We start from the raw sequence: 16,754 nt of genomic DNA on the forward strand, positions 1-16,754 counted from the left end.
GCCGCCGATCAGAACCGGTATTCGGCGCTGACCGACGTCATGTTCGTGGAGAGATCCACGCCATGCTTGTCGGCGTCGTAATGGTCGTAGTTGATGCCCAGGCTCCAGTTGTTGCTGAAGTCGTAACCCACGCCCGCGCCGGCGTACCAGCTGGTCTTGTCGATGTCGTGGCGGTCGAGGTCGTCGTTGCTCAGGCCGTGGCCGCGCCAACCGTAGATGCCACCGCGCGCGCTGACGTACCACTGCGGGGTGATGTTGAAGTGGCCGTTCACGCCCGCGGTCCAGCCGTGCAGTTCGGACTTGCGACGATCCACCACGCGGTCACCGTTGAACAGGTTCTTTGCGTGGATGTTGCCCAGGTCGTTATAGCCCGCTTCGACACCCAGCGCGGCCCAGGGCGACACGGCCCAGCGGTAACCGCCGTTCAAGGCGTATCCCGTGTCGTGGCCGTCATAGCGGCCCTTGTCCACGGACGTGCGACCCACGTTGCCGTTGATGAACCAGCCGGCGGCACCGTTGCTGTCCTGGGCGAATGCCGGGGCGGCCGCGCTGCCGGCGGCGACGAGGGCGAGGGCGATAAGGGTCTTTTTCATGTGCAACTCTCCTGCTTCTTGTTCTTTCGCCAGCGTGCCGATGCATCGGGGGATATCGGCGGCGCTGCCTGCGCACGGCGGGGTGTCGTGCGTCCCACCCTAGATGAGGGGGAGGTCAGGAGATTCAATACCCATAAGTTCATTATTAGAAAAAAATTAAGCCGTGGCGGTTTCCCGCCACGGCTCAATGGGTTGCCGCTGTGCCTGATAGGGCTTAGAAGCGGTATTCGCCCGCCAGCGACACGATGCCGGTGGAGCGCTTCAGGCCCGGGCTGACCTGGCCGGTGGCGTTGTCGCGCACCTTGCCGGCGTTGGCGTGGAAGTAGTCGTAGCTCACGCCGATACCGAAGTGCTCGTTCACGTCCCAACCGGTGCCGACGCCGGCGTACCAGCTGCCACGGCCCGGACGGCCGCCATTGGAGAAGCCGATGTCCTGGCCCAGGCTGTTGTTGTAGTTGTTGCTGTTGTCGTTCGCGTGGAAGTAACCGCCGTGCATGCTGATGTACCACTGCGGCACGAGGTTGAGCTTGCCGTTCACGCCGACCATCCAGCCGCGCAGCGCGTTGCGCGTGCTCTTCTGGTTGACGTCGGCGTCTTCAAAGACGTTCTTCACGCGGTAGTTGCCGAGGTCGGTATAGCCGGCTTCAAGGCCCAGGCCGAGATCCGGACCGACCTTCCAACGGTAACCGCCGAGCACGCCGTAGCCCGTGCGACGGCCCTTTTCGCCGTGCAGGAAGTTGAAACCGCTGGTGTCGCTGCCGAAGCCGCCGGTGTCGCTGCCGTTGGTGCGACCCACGTTGGCGCCGATGAACCAGTTGCCGCTACCGACGGCCTGGCTGGGCTGGAAGTTGCCCGACACGGCCGTGTTGTCCTGGGCGAAGGCCGGGACGGCCGCGAACGAGACGCAAGAAACCGCAAGGGCAAGAGCTGCCTTCTTCATGGGAATAATCCTCTTTTTGTCGGGGCGACCGCCGCATTTGGGGTGGGGGAATCGCGTGGTCGGGTGCAATTAAACCCGGATGAACCTGAAGAGATTCAAAAATGCGGATGAAAACATTAAGGCCGGGTTAACTTCTGGGGCATCACCGGATCGTCCACGACAAGGCTGCATCCGATGCGCGACAATGCCCGTTTTCCCCGCCTGCTAACTGGAGAACGCCGATGACGACACGCCGCGAACGCGCCAATGCGATCCGCGCCCTGGCCATGGATGGTGTGCAAGCCGCGAATTCGGGCCATCCGGGCATGCCCATGGGCATGGCCGACATCGCCGAAGTGCTCTGGGGGGATTTCCTGCACCATAACCCGTCCAATCCGCACTGGATCAACCGCGATCGCTTCGTGCTGTCGAACGGCCACGGCTCGATGCTCCAGTACGCCCTGCTGCACCTGTCGGGCTATGACCTGCCGATCAGCGAGCTGAAGCATTTTCGCCAGCTGAATTCGCGTACGCCGGGCCACCCGGAATGGCACATCACCCCGGGCATCGAGACCACCACCGGTCCTCTGGGCCAGGGCCTGGCCAACTCGGTCGGTTTCGCGCTGGCCGAGAAGCTGCTCGCCGAGCAGTTCAACCGCCCCGGCCACGACATCATCGACCACCACACCTACGTGTTCGTCGGCGACGGCTGCCTGATGGAAGGCATCTCGCATGAAGTGGCCTCGCTCGCCGGCACCTGGAAGCTGGGCAAGCTCGTCGCCGTCTACGACGACAACGGGATTTCCATCGACGGCGAAGTGCACGAGTGGTTCACCGACGACACCCAGAAGCGCTTCGAGGCCTACGGCTGGAACGTGGTCATGGGCGATGACGGTAAGCCGGTCGACGGCCACGACGCGGACGCGATCAAGAAGGCCCTGGGCCGGGCCACCTCGCAGAACGAGAAGCCCTCGCTGGTGATCTGCAAGACCATCATCGGCTTCGGCTCGCCGAACAAGGAAGGCAAAGAGGCCTCGCACGGTGCGGCCCTCGGCGTCGACGAAATCAAGCTCACCCGCGAAAAGCTCGGCTGGAACTACGGCCCGTTCGAGATTCCGAAAGAGATCTACGACGCATGGGACGCCAAGAAGGCCGGTGGCGACGCGGAGAAGGCGTGGAACGACAAGTTCGCCGCCTACGAGAAGGCCCACCCGGACCTCGCGGCCGACCTCAAGCGCCGCGTCGCCGGCGAGTTGCCTGCGAATTGGCAGGAGACCGCCAAGGCGTTCGTCGCCAGGATGCAGTCCGAAGGCCCGGCCGTGGCATCGCGCAAGGCGTCGCAGATGTCGCTGGACGCGTTCGGTCCCGTGTTGCCTGAGCTGCTGGGCGGCTCGGCCGATCTCGCGCCGTCGAACCTCACCATCTGGAAGGGCGCCCGCAGCGTCACCGGTCCGGTCGGCAACTACGTGCATTATGGCGTGCGTGAGTTCGGCATGAGCGCGATCGCCAACGGCCTGGCGCTGCATGGCGGTTTCATTCCGTACGACGCCACGTTCCTCACCTTCTCCGACTACGCGCGCAATGCCGTGCGCATGTCGGCGCTGATCCCGGCCCACGTGATCCACGTCTACACCCACGACTCGATCGGGCTGGGCGAAGACGGCCCCACCCACCAGCCGGTGGAGCACCTGGGTTCGCTGCGCCTGATCCCCAACAACCGCGTGTGGCGCCCGGCCGACGCCGTCGAGTCGGCGGTGGCCTGGAAGGTTGCGATCGAGCGCAAGGTCGTGCCGCACGACAAGCATGCCACGGGCGGTCCGTCATGCCTGGTGTTCTCGCGCCAGACGCTCAAGCACAACGCGCGGACCGACGAGCAGGTGGCCAACATCGAGAAGGGTGGCTACGTCCTGGTCGAGCCGGATAACTTCTCGGAGAAGAACGCGAAGTCCGCCGTCATCGTCGCGACCGGTTCGGAAGTCGGCCTGGCGGTGGAAGCCGCGGCCAGCCTCAACAGCAACGGCTACGCCGTGCGTGTCGTCTCGATGCCCTGCACCGAGGCGTTCGACGCCCAGCCGGTCGAATACCGCGAAGGCGTGCTGCCGTCCTGGTGCCGTGCGCGCGTGGCGGTGGAAGCGGCCAGCGTCGACTTCTGGGCCAAATACGTCGGCCTCGACGGCAAGACCATCGGCATGACCACCTACGGCGCATCCGCCCCCATCGAGAAGCTCTACGAGCACTTCGGCATCACCACGACGGCGGTGATCGACGCGGTCAAGAGCGTCGTCAGGTAACCGAGCCGATCTGTGCATGGAAGAAGCCCCCGTTTGGGGGCTTCTTTTTGGTTGTCACATGCGCTTGCTTAGGTCGCACCGTGCATGCGTGGGTGACGATCTCAGGCATGCGCCGATATACGGCGGCCGGGTGCCTTCCTATCGTTGTGCGTCTTCAGTGTCATCGATGACGGAACGATATGGGTCATGGAACGGCTCGCCTCCGGCATATCGAAGGCCTGCGGGCCATCGCGGTGGTTGCGGTGGTCATTTACCATCTGGGTGACCGGTGGTTGCCGGGTGGGTTTTCCGGCGTCGACGTGTTCTTCGTCATCTCCGGTTTCGTCGTTGGCGCATCCGTCCTCCGTGACATCCATCGGCCGTTTGGCTCGTTTCTCCTGAGCTTTTACGCCCGACGCGGTGCGCGGATCATGCCTTCACTCGTCGCGTGCCCTGTCGGGAGCGAGGCGAGACAAGTCACGGGTGGGAGAGGGTGCACGGGTGCGCTTTTCACAGCCCTGCGAGGTTTTTCCCGGCGCGCCCACGCTCTTCGTCGTGGGCGACTCGCACGCCCTCGCGCTGGCGCCGCTCCTGGAAGACTTTGCCTTGACGACGGGCTGGCACGTCAGTCTCTACGACAACGCCGGCTGTCCCTACCTGAGCCTGCGCCTCATCGGGACAGCGAACCACGCTGTGTGCGTAACGTCGAAGCGGTCTCCGGGCACCTGATCGAGCGGCTCCGGCCCGGGGACATCGTTTTCCTCCCCTCGTTGCGCATGCCGCGCTTCGTCGATCAGTGGACACGTTACGACCACGACGCGATTGCGGCCATGGCTTTGCGTGCCCGGGATGACGCCGAGCGCGACGGCGCGGTAGGCCGGGCGGTCGCGCTCGTGTCGCGTCTGACCGCGCAGGGGGCGCACGTGGTGTTACAGGCGCCGAACCTGTTGCTGAGGACGCCCCTCTACCGTTGCGCCGATCCGTGGACGCGCGGCCACCCGCTCTGTGCCGGTGGGCCCGGCTGTGATCGGCTAGAATTCCAGCGCTTGCGCAAGCCGATGCTGAATACCGTGCAATCGGTGGCCGCCGCCATGCCGGGGGTCAGCGTTTTCGATCCGTTTCCGCTTCTGTGCCCCGTGGGACCCTCCTGCGACGGCTTCCGGGACGGTCGACCTCTCTTCTTCGACGGAGATCATGTGAGTGGCTATGCAAATCGCCTCCTGGCCGCCCCGTTTCGCGACGCGATGCTCCGGGTATCCGGGGGATCATGACGGCGCGGCGCCAGGGGCGGTGGGCGCGCGCCCATGCCCCTGGCTCGTGCGGACGGGAGCGCGATAGATGACCTCCCACCGCAGTCCCCACGCCTATTTCCCGTACATCGATGGCCTTCGTGCCATCGCGGTGCTCGCCGTCGTCGTCTACCACCTGCACGCCGCGTGGTTGCCGGGCGGCTTCGCTGGCGTGGACGTGTTCTTCGTCATCTCCGGTTTTGTCGTCAGCGCCTCGGTGGGCCTGCGCGAGCGTTCGTCGTTGGCGACCTTCTGGGTGTATTTCCTGTCGCGCCGTCTCCAACGCATCGCGCCCGCGCTCATCGTGTGCCTGCTGGCAACCACGTTGGCGGCCACGCTGCTCGTTCCCGAGGCCTGGTTGAGCGAGCAGAACGCGCGCACGGGTCGTTTCGCATTCTTCGGCTTCAGCAACCTGGTGCTGGCCAGAAACCTCAACAGCTACTTCTCGCCGATCACGGAATTCAATCCCTACACCCACACCTGGTCGCTGGGCGTCGAAGAGCAGTTCTATCTCGCGTTTCCTTTCCTGTTCTGGGCCTGGAGCTTCGCGGGCCGCTGGCGCCGGGTGACGCTCGGCCTGTTCGTTGCCCTGGGCGTGGCGTCGTTTGCCTATGCGTGGTCGATCCGGGCGTCAGACGCGCTGGGGGCGTTCTATCTTCTTGCACCCCGGTTCTGGGAGCTGGCGGTCGGTGTCGTGTTGTATCAGGCGATGTCGTTGGCGGGCCGGCGGTTCGACACGGCGGATGCCGGCGCGGTGGCCTGGCCCAGGCTCGCACTTGCCTGCGTCGGCTTCTGTCTCGTCGGCTACGGTCTGTGGACCTCCAGCCCTGATCGGTTCCCGGTGCCGGGCGCGCTTTGGGCCGTCGTCGGTTCGGCGTTGCTGCTCGGTGCGCTCCATGGCCAGCCGCAGACCGCGTGGCCGGTACGACTGCTGACCCGTGCACCCATGCGCCTGATCGGTGGCATGTCGTATTCGCTCTATCTCTGGCACTGGCCCGTGTTCGTGCTGTTTCGCTGGACCGTCGGGCTGGACGGCGCGCTTGAACAGGGCAGCGCGGTGGTCCTGTCGTTCGTGCTCGCGTGGCTTTCGTGGCGCTGGGTCGAGCAGCCGATCCGCCGCTCGCCCGCGCTGCGGCGCATGCCGCGTCCGGCGCTCGTGGCCTGCGGGCTCCTGGCGCTCTACATCGGGCTGACGGCGCATCGCCTTATCGATCACAAGCAGCCGCATTGGTCGTTGAGCACGGTGACCCATCATGCCGACGACTGGTATCCCACCTCGACGGAAGCGTCCACTGCGCCGCCGTGTGGCGTCCCCGCGCCCCGGGTGGAAAGCATGGGCGTGGGTAAACGCATCACCTATACGCGCACCGCCTGCGACCGCCCTGTCAGCGGGCCGAAGGTGTTCGTGGCCGGCGATTCGCATGCCATGGCCTTCGGCCGCATGTTCGAAGGCTACGTCGCCGATACGGGCGCGACGGTCACGCTTTATAACAACGCGGGGTGTGCGTTCCTAAGCCTGCAGCCGACGCGGGAAGGCTCGGACAAGTGCCGCTCCAGCACCACGCGGGTGACCGACGACCTGCTCGCCCGCGTGCAGCCCGGCGACGTGGTCTTCCTTCCGTCGTTGCGCATGCCGCGCTTCGTCGACCAGTGGATTCGGTACCCGCGCGATGCCGCGGTGGCCCAGGCGCTGGAGGCGGACGACGTAGCCCGGCGCAGCGGCGCCTTCGACGATGCGGTGCGGATCACGGCCCGGTTCGCGGCGAAGGGCGCCCATGTCGTGTTCGAAGCGCCGAACCTGCTGCTCAACGCGCCGCTTTACCGGTGCGCCGACCCCTGGACACGCACGAATCCCATCTGCGCGGGCGGCCCAGGCGTCGATCGGGCGGAGTTCGAGACGTTGCGGCACCCTATGCTCGACGCCGTGACATCCGTCGCGAAAGCGGTGCCGGGAACAACCGTGTTCGATCCGTTTCCGGTGTTATGCCCGCCCGGCCCGCGTTGCGAAGGCTTCCAGCAGGGACGCCCGCTGTTCTTCGACGGTGACCACGTCAGCGCGTATGGAAACCGGCTCCTGCTGCCGGCATTCGAAGAGGCGGTACGGAACGCCCTGGCGCAGAAAGGCTCCTGAGGGAGCCTTTCTGCGCCGGTGGACGCTCACGAGAGCGCCATCAGCTCCTGTGGCGAATGTACCGTTTTCCACGCGCCCGCCTGTTCGAGTTCGTCGCGATCGCCGAAACCCCACAGCACGCCTACGCCACGCACGCCGTTCGCCACAGCGCCTTCGATGTCGAAGCGACGGTCGCCCACCATGATGACCTGGTCTTTCGGATAGTCGAAGTCGGCGAGCGCCGCAGCGATCATCTGGGCCTTCTCGCTATGGGCGGTTTCCGGGCCTGGCGCGTAAAGGCGATCAAACGCCGCGCCGAACGGCAGGTGCGGAACGATGCGCTCGGCGTGAACGCGGATCTTGCTGGTGACGATCGCCAGGTGGTGTCCGGCCGCCGAAAGGGACGCGATCGTCTCGGGGATGCCTTCGTAGACGGTGTGTTCGGACCAGCCGACCTCGCGGAAGCGATCGCCGTACGCCGTCACGGCGGCTTCGATCCGCTCGGGATCGTCACCGAGCACTTCGCGAAAGCTCACCCGCAGGGGTGGCCCGATCCAGCCGCGCAGGAGGGTATCGTCCGGCGCCTCCGCGCCGACGTGCGCCAGCGAGTGGCGCACGCCCGAGACGATGCCGATTTCCGAGTCGATCAGGGTGCCGTCGAGGTCGAACAGGAAGAGCATTACGTCGCGTCCGCCCGCTGGGTCAGCGCGGCCACGGCCGGGAGTTCCTTGCCTTCGAGGAATTCGAGGAAGGCGCCGCCGCCGGTGGAGATGTAGGACACGCCATCTTCGATGCCGTACTTGTCCACCGCCGCCAGCGTGTCGCCGCCGCCGGCGATGGAGAACGCGCTGGACGCGGCGATGGCGCGGGCCAGCGTTTCGGTGCCTTTGCCGAACGCGTCGAACTCGAACACGCCGACCGGGCCGTTCCACACCACGGTGCCCGCCTTGGCGATCAGCGCCGCGTAGCGGGCGGCGGTGTCGGGGCCGATGTCTAGGATCATCTCGTCGTCGGCGACCTGATCGACCGGCTTGACGGTGGCCTTGGCGGTGGCTGCGAACTCGGTGGCCACGACGACGTCGGTCGGAACGGGCACCTCGGCGCCGCGAGCCTTGGCGTCGGCCATGATCTTCTTCGCCGTGTCGACCAGGTCGGCTTCGACCAGCGACTTGCCGACCCCGTGCCCCGCCGCCAGGATGAAGGTGTTGGCGATGCCGCCGCCCACGATCAGCTGGTCGACCCGGCCGACAAGGTTCTGCAGCAGTTCGAGCTTGGTCGAGACCTTGGAACCGGCGACGATGGCCAGGAGTGGGTGCTGCGGGTTTTCCAGCGCCTTGCCGAGCGCGTCGAGTTCGCGCGCCAGCAGGGGGCCGGCGGCCGCCACCGGGGCGAAGCGGATCACGCCATGGGTGGAGGCCTGGGCCCGGTGCGCGGTGCCGAAGGCGTCCATGACGAACACGTCGCAGAGGGCAGCGTATTTCTTCGACAGAGCGTCGTCGTCCTTGCCCTCGCCGACGTTCATGCGGCAATTCTCCAGGACCACCACCTCCCCGTCGGCCACCTCGACACCGTCGAGGTAGTCGCGCACGAGGCGCACCGGCTTGCCCAGCTTCTCGCCCAGCCACTCGGCCACGGGCGTCAGCGACGAGGCCTCGTCGAACTCGCCTTCCTTCGGGCGGCCCAGGTGCGAGAGCACCATCACCTTCGCCCCGGCATCGCGGGCGGCGACGATGGTCGGCAGGGACGCATCCAGGCGCTGGGTCGAGGTGATCCGGCCGTTCTCGACGGGCACGTTGAGGTCTTCGCGGATGAGCACGCGCTTGCCGCGCAGGTCGAGGTCTTGCATGCGGATGACGGACACGGTGGCTCCGGGCGTGGTTTGCAGAGACCGCCATTGTCCCCGTCCCGGCCCGGCCCACGCAAATGGCCCGTCGGCGCGCGCCTCGACGGACCCAGGTCGCGCGCAGGGCGCGCTCCTACGTAGAATCCGGGGGATGCCTCATCGGGGAACGCCATGCTCGCGCTCTACACCTACTGGCGCTCCAGCGCCGCCTACCGCATCCGCATCGCCCTGAACCTCAAGGGCCTGCCGTACGAATCGCGCCCCGTGCACCTGGTGAACGAGGGCGGCGAACACTTCAAACCGTCCTATCGCGAGCTGTCCCCCCAGGCCCAATTACCGACGCTGATCGATGGCGACCTCGTGGTGCGCCAGTCGATGGCGATCCTCGAATACCTGGAAGAGGCCTACCCGGAAACGCCGCTGCTGCCGGCCGATCGCGAGGGCAGGGCGCGCGTGCGCGAACTTGCGCTGGCCGTTGCGACGGACGTGCACCCGCTGGGCAACCTGCGCGTGCTCAAAGCGATCGAAGCGGATTTCGGCGCCGACGCGGCGGCCAAGGCGGCCTGGAGCCGCAAGTGGATCCGCCACGGTTTCGAGGGCGTAGAGGCGTTGCTGGCCCGCAGCCCGGCGGCGCGCTTCAGCTACGGCGACACGCCGACCCTGGCCGACTGCTGCCTGGTTCCGCAGTACTACAACGCGCTGCGATGGGAGCTCGACGTGGCGCCCTATCCGTTGATTCGCCGCGTGGTGGCCGCCTGCCAGGCGCTGGACGCCTTCCGGCGCGCCGCGCCCGAGGTGCAGCCGGACGCGCCGTGAGCGACGCCGACCCCATCGGCGTCCCGGAACCTCAGACGCCGATGCCGTAGGGATCGCTGGAAGCGAACTCGTTGCCGGACGCGCCTTCGGACAGGCGGATCTTCAGGGCCAGGCCGTCGCGCGAGTCGGCCTTGGCGAGGCACTCTTCCAGACTGATCTGGCCGTCCTTGTAGAGGCGGTAGAGCGACTGGTCGAAGGTCTGCATGCCTTCCTGCAGGCTGCGGTCCATGGCGTCTTTCACCTCGTGGATCTGCCCGCGGCGGATCATGTCGCGGATCAGCGGTGTGTTGAGCAGCACTTCGGTGGCCGGCACGCGGCGGCCATCCTTGCCGATGACCAGGCGCTGGCTGATCACCGCGCGCAGGTTCAGGGCGAGGTTCATCAGCACGTTCTTGTGCGCCGACTCGGGGAAGAAGTTGAGGATGCGTTCGAGCGTCTGGTCGGCGTTGTTGGAGTGCAGCGTCGCCAGGCAGAGGTGGCCCGTCTCGGAGAAGGCGATGGCTGCCTCCATGGTCTCGGTATCGCGGATCTCGCCGATCATGATGACGTCCGGCGCCTCGCGCATCGCGTTCTTCAGCGCCTCGTGGTAGCTGTGGGTATCCAGGCCCACCTCGCGCTGGTTCACGATGGAGCGCTTGTGCCGGTGCAGGTATTCGATCGGGTCTTCCACCGTCAGGATGTGGCCCGAGGTGTTCTGGTTACGGTGGTCGAGCATGGCGGCCAGCGTGGTCGACTTGCCCGAACCGGTGGCGCCCACCACGAGGATCAGCCCGCGGGGCTCCATCACCAGTTCGCGGAAGATCGGCGGCTGGCGCAGTTCTTCCAGGGAGGGGATCTCGCTCTTGATGGCACGGATCACCATGCCGATCTCGCCGCGCTGCTTGAACACGTTGATGCGGAAGCGGCCGGCTTCCTTCACGGCCAGGGCCATGTTCAGTTCGAGGTCGCGCTCGAACTGGGGCACCTGACCCTCGTCCATCAGCGAGTAGGCGATCTTCTTGACCATGCCGCTGGGCAGCCCGGTGTTACCCAGCGGGTAGAGCTTGCCCTCCACCTTGATGTTCACGGGAGCCCCGGTCGTCAGGAACATGTCCGACGCGCCCTTGTCCACCATGAGCTTCAGGAAATAACCAATATCCACCTAAACCCCCCGGGGTTCGCATTACAATCGAAGACAGGTCCTATCGACCCTTTATCGACAATATCTCGCAAATCTGTAAGAGGAACGAGTGATGGTGCACAACTTGCCGTCGAAAGCCCTGCGCCGCCGGGGCCGTCGGCTCCTTGCCACGGCCGCGCTGGGCCTCGCGATCGCCTCGCTGGCCGGTTGCGCCAGCGCGCCGCCCCCCAACGGGACCATGAACCAGGCCCTGTCCCAGCTCCAGGCCGCCCGCGATGCCGGGGCGGCGGACTACGCGCCGGTCGACCTGGACATGGCCCAGGGCAAATTCAGCCAGGCCCAGAAAGCGATGGCCAGCCGCAAGTACGACGAGGCGGCTCTCCTGGCCGACGAATCCTCGGCGGACAGCGAACTGGCCCGCGCCAAGGCCCGTCTGGGCGCCGCCCGTGCCCAGAACCAGGCCAAGAGCAAGGAAAACTCCCGCATGCGCGTCGAGATGATCGACAACCATGCCAACGACACCGTGCCCATCCCGAACAACGTGCAGGAGACCGAAACCGTCCTGCCCGAGGCGCCCGCGGACACCGGCATGCCCCCGCCGCCGCCCGGTGGTGAAACCCAGCCTCTGAACGATAACCAGGGAGGCCAGCCGTGATGACGCGCCATACCGTTCTTCTCTCCTGTGCGATGGCGCTGGCCTGTGTCACCGGCCCGGTGCTGGCCGCCACCGATGACCTCGACCTGCGCCGGCTCAATTCGAGCCTCGAGCAGCTCGCCAGCGACCCGGTGCTGGGCAACTACGCCCAGGCCGAACAGGCGCGTGCCCGCGAAGCGATCAACCAGATGGCGCAGTTCCGTCCCAAGGACAAGGAACACGCCCACTATCTGTATATCGCCGAGCGCCGCATCGATATCGCCAAGGCGGCCGCTCAGCTCCAGGACGCCCAGGCCAAGAGCACCCAGCTCGATCGCGAGCACGATGCCATCCTGCTTGAGGCCAGCCGGCTGGACACCGAGATGGCCCGCCGCCAGCTCGAGCAGCAGCGCATGCAAAACCAGATGATCCAGGAAGAGGCCGCCCGCCTGCAGCAGCAGGGCGTGGAGTATTCCCAGGCGCTGGAGCAGGCCAAGGCCGAAGGCGACAAGGCCCGTCAGGTTGCCGCCGCGCAGGCTCGCGTGGCCAACGCGGCGAAGAAGCAGGCCGCGCTGGCCGAGGCCGCCGCGCGCGCCATGCGCGATCTCAACTCGTCCGACGGCGGCGCGCCGGCCAATACGCCGGCCACGTCCTCCCCGAAGAAGTCGAAGAAGTCCAGCGGCAACTGACCGGTGGTTTCGCCAGCGGCCCGCCTTGGCTCCGTCGAGGCGGGCCGCTTTCGTTTGGGCCTTGTCAAATCCTTGTTATGCAAGGAAAAGCGGTCGTTTGGCGTGAGAAATTTCGCCCTTGCAGCGCGCGCGTGAGGGGAGTAGCTTGGATCTCCCGTCACGGAAAAAACACGAGACGGGTTACTTCGGAGCATGCGTGATTCTTCCCCAGGCACACCGCATCGCGATCCCTTCCGCTTCCGATGCGTCCCCGTGCCCGCATGGCTCCCCTCTCGACCGACCCGTCCGGGCCGGCCCCAACGCGAGGAGCATGACTATGTTCGAAAACCAGCAGCGCGACGACGTCCAGAACTTCATCGGCACCGACAAGGACACCCGTCGTCTCTACTTCCGCCATCAGGAACTCAACGACAAGCTCGACAACGCCGGCCGGGGATGTCTCCCGCTCAGCGACGATGAGCTGGTCCGGTTGAAGCACGAGAAGCTGCAGGCCAAGAAACAGCTACAGCACCGTTGGGAGCAATGGCAGGCGTCACGACACCACTGACACCGGTCGAGGTAACGATAAAAAGGGCGCGCCTGACGCGCCCTTTTTCATGGGCGCGCGCCGGGACGGAGCGGTTCACTATCTGAGCGCGCCATGACCGCCTTCGGTACGCCGTTTCGGCTTGGCCGTTCGCCGGGCATCGCTGGAGGCCGACACCGCTTATCATGTGCGGCCACGTGAGGGTCGAAGGGGCCCCGCGAATTTCTGTACGGAGCACCCATGAAAGTTCAAGACAGTGTCCTCGACCTGATCGGCCGCACCCCGATGGTGCGGGCCCAGCGGCTGGACACCGGCTGTTGCGAACTCTTCCTGAAGCTGGAAAGTGCCAATCCCGGCGGTTCGGTGAAGGATCGCATCGGCATGTCGATGATCGAGGGCGCCGAGCGCGCCGGCAAGATCAAGCCGGGCGACACGCTGGTCGAAGGCACGGCCGGCAACACCGGCCTGGGGCTGGCCCTGGTCGCCCAGCAGAAGGGCTATCGCCTGATCCTCGTGGTGCCGGACAAAATGAGCCGCGAGAAGATCTTCAACCTCAAGGCCATGGGCGCCGAAGTGGTGCTGACGCGTTCGGACGTGGCCAAGGGCCACCCGGAGTACTACCAGGATATGGCCGAGCGCATCGCGCGCGAGACACCCGGGGCCTACTTCATCAACCAGTTCGGCAACCCGGACAACCCGCAGGCGCACGTCCGCACGACGGGCCCGGAAATCCTCGACCAGCTCGACGGCGACGTCGACGCCATCGTGGTCGGGTGTGGCTCGTCGGGCACCATGAGCGGTCTGACCGCTTATCTGCGCGAGCATTCGCCCAAGACCGAGATCGTGCTCGCCGACCCGGTGGGGTCGATCCTCGCCCAGTACATCAACGAGGGCACCCTGTCGGAGAAGTCAGGTTCGTGGATGGTCGAGGGCATCGGCGAGGATTTCCTCCCGTCGATCAGCGATTTCTCGATCGTCAAGAAAGCCTACGCCATCAGCGACAAGGAAAGCTTCATGGCCGCGCGCGAGCTGCTCTCGAAAGAGGGCGTGCTCGGCGGCTCGTCTACCGGCACGCTGCTCGCCGCCGCGCTGAAGTTCTGTCGCGAACAGACCACGCCCAAGCGAGTGGTGACGCTGGTCTGCGACACGGGCAACAAATACCTGTCGAAGATGTACAACGACTACTGGATGCTGGATAACGGCTTCCTGGAGCGCGAGCATCACGGTGACCTGCGCGACCTGATCCTGCGCCCCTACGCGCAGCGCGACACGGTCGTGGTCAAGCCCGACGACATGCTGATCACCGCGTACAACCGCATGAAGCTCTACGACGTCTCGCAGCTACCCGTGATGGAGGGCGACCGCATCGTCGGCATCCTCGACGAATCCGACGTGCTGCTCCATGTGCATGCCTACACCGCGCGCTTCCGCGACCCGGTCTCCACCGCGATGATCGCCTCGCCGGACATGCTCCAGGTCACCTCGCCGATCGAGGCCCTGTTGCCGGTGTTCGAGAAGGGCCACGTCGCCATCGTCGTCGACGGCGAGCGCTTCCTGGGCCTCATCACCCGCATCGATCTGCTCAACTATCTGCGCCGCAAGGTCAACTGAGAAGGACAACAACCATGTGTGGAATCGTCGCCGCTGTCGCGCAGCGTGACATCGCCCCCATCCTCATCGCCGGGCTGAAAGCCCTGGAATACCGCGGCTACGACTCGGCAGGCATGGCCATCGCCGAGGGCGGCGAGATTCGTCGCGTGCGCGCGAAGGGCAAAGTCCGTGAGATGGAGGCCCTCTACGACGCCGATCCCGTTCCGGGTGGCACCGGCATCGCGCACACGCGCTGGGCCACGCATGGCGTGCCCAGCGAAGCCAACGCACACCCGCACGTGCAGGGCCGCATCGCGATCGTGCACAACGGCATCATCGAAAACCATGCGAGCCTGCGCGAAGCCCTTCGCGCCAAAGGCCGCACGTTCCATTCGGAGACCGATACCGAGGTGATGGGGGCGGTGATCGACGAGCACGTGCAGTCGGGTAAGTCGCTGCGTGAGGCCGTGACCGCCGCCGTGCGCGAGCTGGAAGGCGCTTATGCCATCGCCGTGATGAGCCTCGACGAGCCCGAACGCATCGTCGGCGCACGCCGGGGCTGCCCGCTGCTGGTCGGCATCGGCATCGGCGAGCACTTCCTTGGCTCCGACGCGCAGGCGCTCATCAAGGTGACCAACCGGATGATGTACCTCGAGGAAGACGACATCGTCGAGATCACCCGCAACAGCGTCGAGGTGTTCGACATCGACGGCAAGCCGGTCGATCGCGCGGCGCATGAGAGCGAGATCAGCGCCGATTCCGTCGAGCGCGGCGAATACCGCCACTACATGCAGAAAGAAATCTTCGAGCAGCCGCGGGCCGTGGCCGACACCCTCGAAGGTCGCATCGGTCCGCATGGCATTCTGCCGAACATCTTCGGCATAGATGCCGACCCGATCCTCGACAAGACGCGCGGTATCCACATCGTGGCCTGCGGCACCAGCTATCACGCAGGCATGGTCGCCAAGTACTGGATCGAGGAGCTGGCGCGCATCCCGGTGGTGGTCGAGGTGGCCAGCGAATACCGCTACCGCGAGGTGGTGGTGCCGGAGGACACCCTGTTCGTCGCGGTGTCTCAGTCCGGCGAAACCGCCGACACGCTGGCCGCCATGCGCGAGTCGCGCCGGCGCGGTTACCTTGCGACGTTCGCCATCTGCAACGTGCCCGAATCCTCCGTGGTGCGCGAATCCGACCTCCGCCTGATGACCCGCGCGGGCCCTGAAATTGGCGTGGCGTCGACCAAGGCGTTCACGACCCAGCTCACGGCGTTTGCCCTGCTGGCGCTCGACCTTGGTCGTCGTCGCGGCCTGGATCACGGCAAATACCTCGAGCATTGCCAGGAACTGCAGTCGCTGCCGCGCTACATCGAAAACGCGCTGCACAGCGAGGCGCAGATCCTGGCCATCGCCGACCACTTCATCACCAAGCAGCATGCGCTCTTCCTGGGGCGCGGTGCCCAGTATCCCGTGGCGCTGGAGGGATCGCTCAAGCTTAAGGAGATCTCCTACATCCATGCCGAGGCGTACCCGGCGGGTGAACTCAAGCATGGGCCGCTGGCGCTCGTGGACGAGAACATGCCCATCGTGGCCGTGGCTCCCAACGGGCCGTTGCTCGACAAGCTCAAGTCCAACCTGCAGGAAGTACGCGCCCGTGGCGGTGAACTGATCGTCTTTGCCGACGAACGCGCCGAGATGGATGACGGCACCGAGCACGTGGCCATGGTGCGCGTGGACGGGGGTGGCGACCTCATCGCACCGGCGGTATTCACCGTGCCCATGCAGCTGCTGGCCTACCACGTGGCGGTGCAACGCGGCACCGACGTCGACCAGCCGCGCAACCTGGCCAAATCGGTGACCGTTGAGTGACAGATGATGAGCCCGTCATCCACGCGATGGCCGACGTCCAGACGTCGGCCATCGGTGCGCGGACCCGCGTCTGGCAGTTCGTCGTGATCCTGCCTGGCGCGCAGATCGGCAAGGATTGCAACATCTGCTCGCATTGCTTCGTCGAGAACGACGTCGTGGTGGGCGACCGGGTGACGGTGAAGAGCGGCGTGCAGTTGTGGGATGGCCTGCGCGTGGAGGACGATGTGTTCATCGGCCCCAACGCGACATTCACCAACGACCGGTTTCCGCGTTCGAGGGCCCACCCAGAGCACGGGTTTCCTCGCACCATCATCCGGCGGGGTGCATCCATCGGGGGCGGTGCCACGCTGTTGCCAGGGGTCGAGGTCGGCGAACGCGCCATGATCGGGGCGGGTGCAGTGGTAACGCGAGACGTACCGGCGCGGGCCATCGTCGTCGGCAATCCCGCCCGTGTCGTCGGCTGTGTATCCGACGGTTGAGTCGTCGCGCC

General features: G+C 66.0%; 16 protein-coding genes and 1 pseudogene. 11 read left to right on the forward strand and 6 right to left on the reverse strand.

Annotation, left to right across the window (positions count from 1 at the left end; all coding sequences use genetic code 11):
* Positions 1–8: 8 nt before the first annotated feature.
* Positions 9–593 (reverse strand): porin family protein, encoded by a 585-nt coding sequence (locus tag PI246_RS00575; protein WP_320549343.1) that lies wholly within the window; start codon positions 591–593, stop codon positions 9–11.
* A gap of 214 nt (positions 594–807) precedes the next feature.
* Positions 808–1,533 (reverse strand): outer membrane protein, encoded by a 726-nt coding sequence (locus PI246_RS00580; RefSeq protein ID WP_320549344.1) that lies wholly within the window; start codon positions 1,531–1,533, stop codon positions 808–810.
* A 221-nt stretch (positions 1,534–1,754) separates the two neighbouring features.
* Between PI246_RS00580 and tkt the strand changes: the two genes are divergently transcribed.
* Positions 1,755–3,803 (forward strand): transketolase, encoded by a 2,049-nt coding sequence (tkt, locus tag PI246_RS00585; RefSeq protein ID WP_320549345.1) that lies wholly within the window; start codon positions 1,755–1,757, stop codon positions 3,801–3,803.
* Positions 3,804–3,904: 101 nt separating this feature from the next.
* Here tkt and PI246_RS00590 read toward each other — a convergent pair whose 3' ends face one another.
* Positions 3,905–4,159 (reverse strand): hypothetical protein, encoded by a 255-nt coding sequence (locus PI246_RS00590; protein ID WP_320549346.1) that lies wholly within the window; start codon positions 4,157–4,159, stop codon positions 3,905–3,907.
* A 124-nt stretch (positions 4,160–4,283) separates the two neighbouring features.
* Between PI246_RS00590 and PI246_RS18440 the strand changes: the two genes are divergently transcribed.
* The 3 genes from PI246_RS18440 (at position 4,284) to PI246_RS00600 (ending at position 7,202) form a co-directional block, all read left to right on the forward strand.
* Complete coding sequence (locus PI246_RS18440) at positions 4,284–4,511, forward strand: SGNH hydrolase domain-containing protein (protein ID WP_369335403.1); 228 nt, start codon at positions 4,284–4,286, stop codon at positions 4,509–4,511.
* The gene (locus PI246_RS00595) at positions 4,478–5,053 is read left to right on the forward strand and encodes an SGNH hydrolase domain-containing protein (RefSeq protein WP_320549347.1); all 576 of its coding nucleotides are present in this window, start codon (positions 4,478–4,480) and stop codon (positions 5,051–5,053) included. Before PI246_RS18440 ends, PI246_RS00595 begins: the two co-directional genes overlap by 34 nt.
* A gap of 67 nt (positions 5,054–5,120) precedes the next feature.
* Complete coding sequence (locus PI246_RS00600; RefSeq protein ID WP_320549348.1) at positions 5,121–7,202, forward strand: acyltransferase family protein; 2,082 nt, start codon at positions 5,121–5,123, stop codon at positions 7,200–7,202.
* 26 nt (positions 7,203–7,228) lie between these two features.
* Here PI246_RS00600 and PI246_RS00605 read toward each other — a convergent pair whose 3' ends face one another.
* Both PI246_RS00605 and PI246_RS00610 read right to left on the reverse strand, forming a co-directional pair.
* Complete coding sequence (locus tag PI246_RS00605; RefSeq protein ID WP_320549349.1) at positions 7,229–7,861, reverse strand: HAD hydrolase-like protein; 633 nt, start codon at positions 7,859–7,861, stop codon at positions 7,229–7,231.
* On the reverse strand, positions 7,861–9,042 hold the full coding sequence (locus tag PI246_RS00610) for a phosphoglycerate kinase (RefSeq protein ID WP_320549350.1): 1,182 nt from the start codon (positions 9,040–9,042) through the stop codon (positions 7,861–7,863). The genes PI246_RS00605 and PI246_RS00610 overlap by 1 nt, the downstream gene beginning before the upstream one ends.
* A 153-nt stretch (positions 9,043–9,195) precedes the next feature.
* On the opposite strand from PI246_RS00610, the gene maiA reads away from it, so the two are divergent.
* Positions 9,196–9,840, forward strand: coding sequence for a maleylacetoacetate isomerase (gene maiA / locus PI246_RS00615; protein ID WP_320549351.1), 645 nt, complete (start codon positions 9,196–9,198; stop codon positions 9,838–9,840).
* 31 nt (positions 9,841–9,871) lie between these two features.
* Here the strand turns inward: maiA and PI246_RS00620 are convergent, their stop codons facing one another.
* Entirely contained in the window at positions 9,872–10,981 is a 1,110-nt protein-coding gene (locus tag PI246_RS00620; protein WP_320549352.1) for a PilT/PilU family type 4a pilus ATPase, read from the reverse strand.
* Positions 10,982–11,072: 91 nt separating this feature from the next.
* Between PI246_RS00620 and PI246_RS00625 the strand changes: the two genes are divergently transcribed.
* From PI246_RS00625 to PI246_RS00650, 6 genes and pseudogenes are all read left to right on the forward strand, one after another.
* Complete coding sequence (locus PI246_RS00625) at positions 11,073–11,615, forward strand: DUF4398 domain-containing protein (RefSeq protein WP_320549353.1); 543 nt, start codon at positions 11,073–11,075, stop codon at positions 11,613–11,615.
* On the forward strand, positions 11,615–12,283 hold the full coding sequence (locus PI246_RS00630; RefSeq protein WP_320549354.1) for a DUF4398 domain-containing protein: 669 nt from the start codon (positions 11,615–11,617) through the stop codon (positions 12,281–12,283). The genes PI246_RS00625 and PI246_RS00630 overlap by 1 nt, the downstream gene beginning before the upstream one ends.
* A 310-nt stretch (positions 12,284–12,593) precedes the next feature.
* Positions 12,594–12,830 carry a YdcH family protein gene (locus PI246_RS00635; protein ID WP_320549355.1) on the forward strand — a complete coding sequence of 79 codons (237 nt, stop codon included), beginning with the start codon at positions 12,594–12,596 and terminating at the stop codon, positions 12,828–12,830.
* Positions 12,831–13,049: 219 nt separating this feature from the next.
* A complete protein-coding gene (locus PI246_RS00640; protein ID WP_320549356.1) occupies positions 13,050–14,420 on the forward strand; it encodes a pyridoxal-phosphate dependent enzyme in 1,371 nt (456 codons plus the stop codon).
* Positions 14,421–14,434: 14 nt separating this feature from the next.
* The gene (gene glmS / locus PI246_RS00645) at positions 14,435–16,264 is read left to right on the forward strand and encodes a glutamine--fructose-6-phosphate transaminase (isomerizing) (RefSeq protein ID WP_320549357.1); all 1,830 of its coding nucleotides are present in this window, start codon (positions 14,435–14,437) and stop codon (positions 16,262–16,264) included.
* Between the two features lie 26 nt (positions 16,265–16,290).
* Positions 16,291–16,737, forward strand: a pseudogene (locus tag PI246_RS00650) (acyltransferase); the annotation flags it as partial.
* Positions 16,738–16,754 lie beyond the last annotated feature (17 nt).

The sequence above is a fragment of the Luteibacter sahnii genome (assembly GCF_034063545.1).
GTDB classification, from domain to species: Bacteria; Pseudomonadota; Gammaproteobacteria; order Xanthomonadales; family Rhodanobacteraceae; genus Luteibacter; species Luteibacter sahnii.

Coding starts and splice junctions, on each gene's coding strand:
- PI246_RS00575 (WP_320549343.1), bottom strand. CDS start 593: ATGAAAAAGACCCTTATCGCCCTCGCCCTCGTCGCCGCCGGCAGCGCG.
- PI246_RS00580 (WP_320549344.1), bottom strand. CDS start 1,533: ATGAAGAAGGCAGCTCTTGCCCTTGCGGTTTCTTGCGTCTCGTTCGCG.
- tkt (WP_320549345.1), top strand. CDS start 1,755: ATGACGACACGCCGCGAACGCGCCAATGCGATCCGCGCCCTGGCCATG.
- PI246_RS00590 (WP_320549346.1), bottom strand. CDS start 4,159: ATGGATGTCACGGAGGACGGATGCGCCAACGACGAAACCGGAGATGAC.
- PI246_RS00600 (WP_320549348.1), top strand. CDS start 5,121: ATGACCTCCCACCGCAGTCCCCACGCCTATTTCCCGTACATCGATGGC.
- PI246_RS00605 (WP_320549349.1), bottom strand. CDS start 7,861: ATGCTCTTCCTGTTCGACCTCGACGGCACCCTGATCGACTCGGAAATC.
- maiA (WP_320549351.1), top strand. CDS start 9,196: ATGCTCGCGCTCTACACCTACTGGCGCTCCAGCGCCGCCTACCGCATC.
- PI246_RS00625 (WP_320549353.1), top strand. CDS start 11,073: ATGGTGCACAACTTGCCGTCGAAAGCCCTGCGCCGCCGGGGCCGTCGG.
- PI246_RS00630 (WP_320549354.1), top strand. CDS start 11,615: ATGACGCGCCATACCGTTCTTCTCTCCTGTGCGATGGCGCTGGCCTGT.
- PI246_RS00635 (WP_320549355.1), top strand. CDS start 12,594: ATGACTATGTTCGAAAACCAGCAGCGCGACGACGTCCAGAACTTCATC.
- PI246_RS00640 (WP_320549356.1), top strand. CDS start 13,050: ATGAAAGTTCAAGACAGTGTCCTCGACCTGATCGGCCGCACCCCGATG.
- glmS (WP_320549357.1), top strand. CDS start 14,435: ATGTGTGGAATCGTCGCCGCTGTCGCGCAGCGTGACATCGCCCCCATC.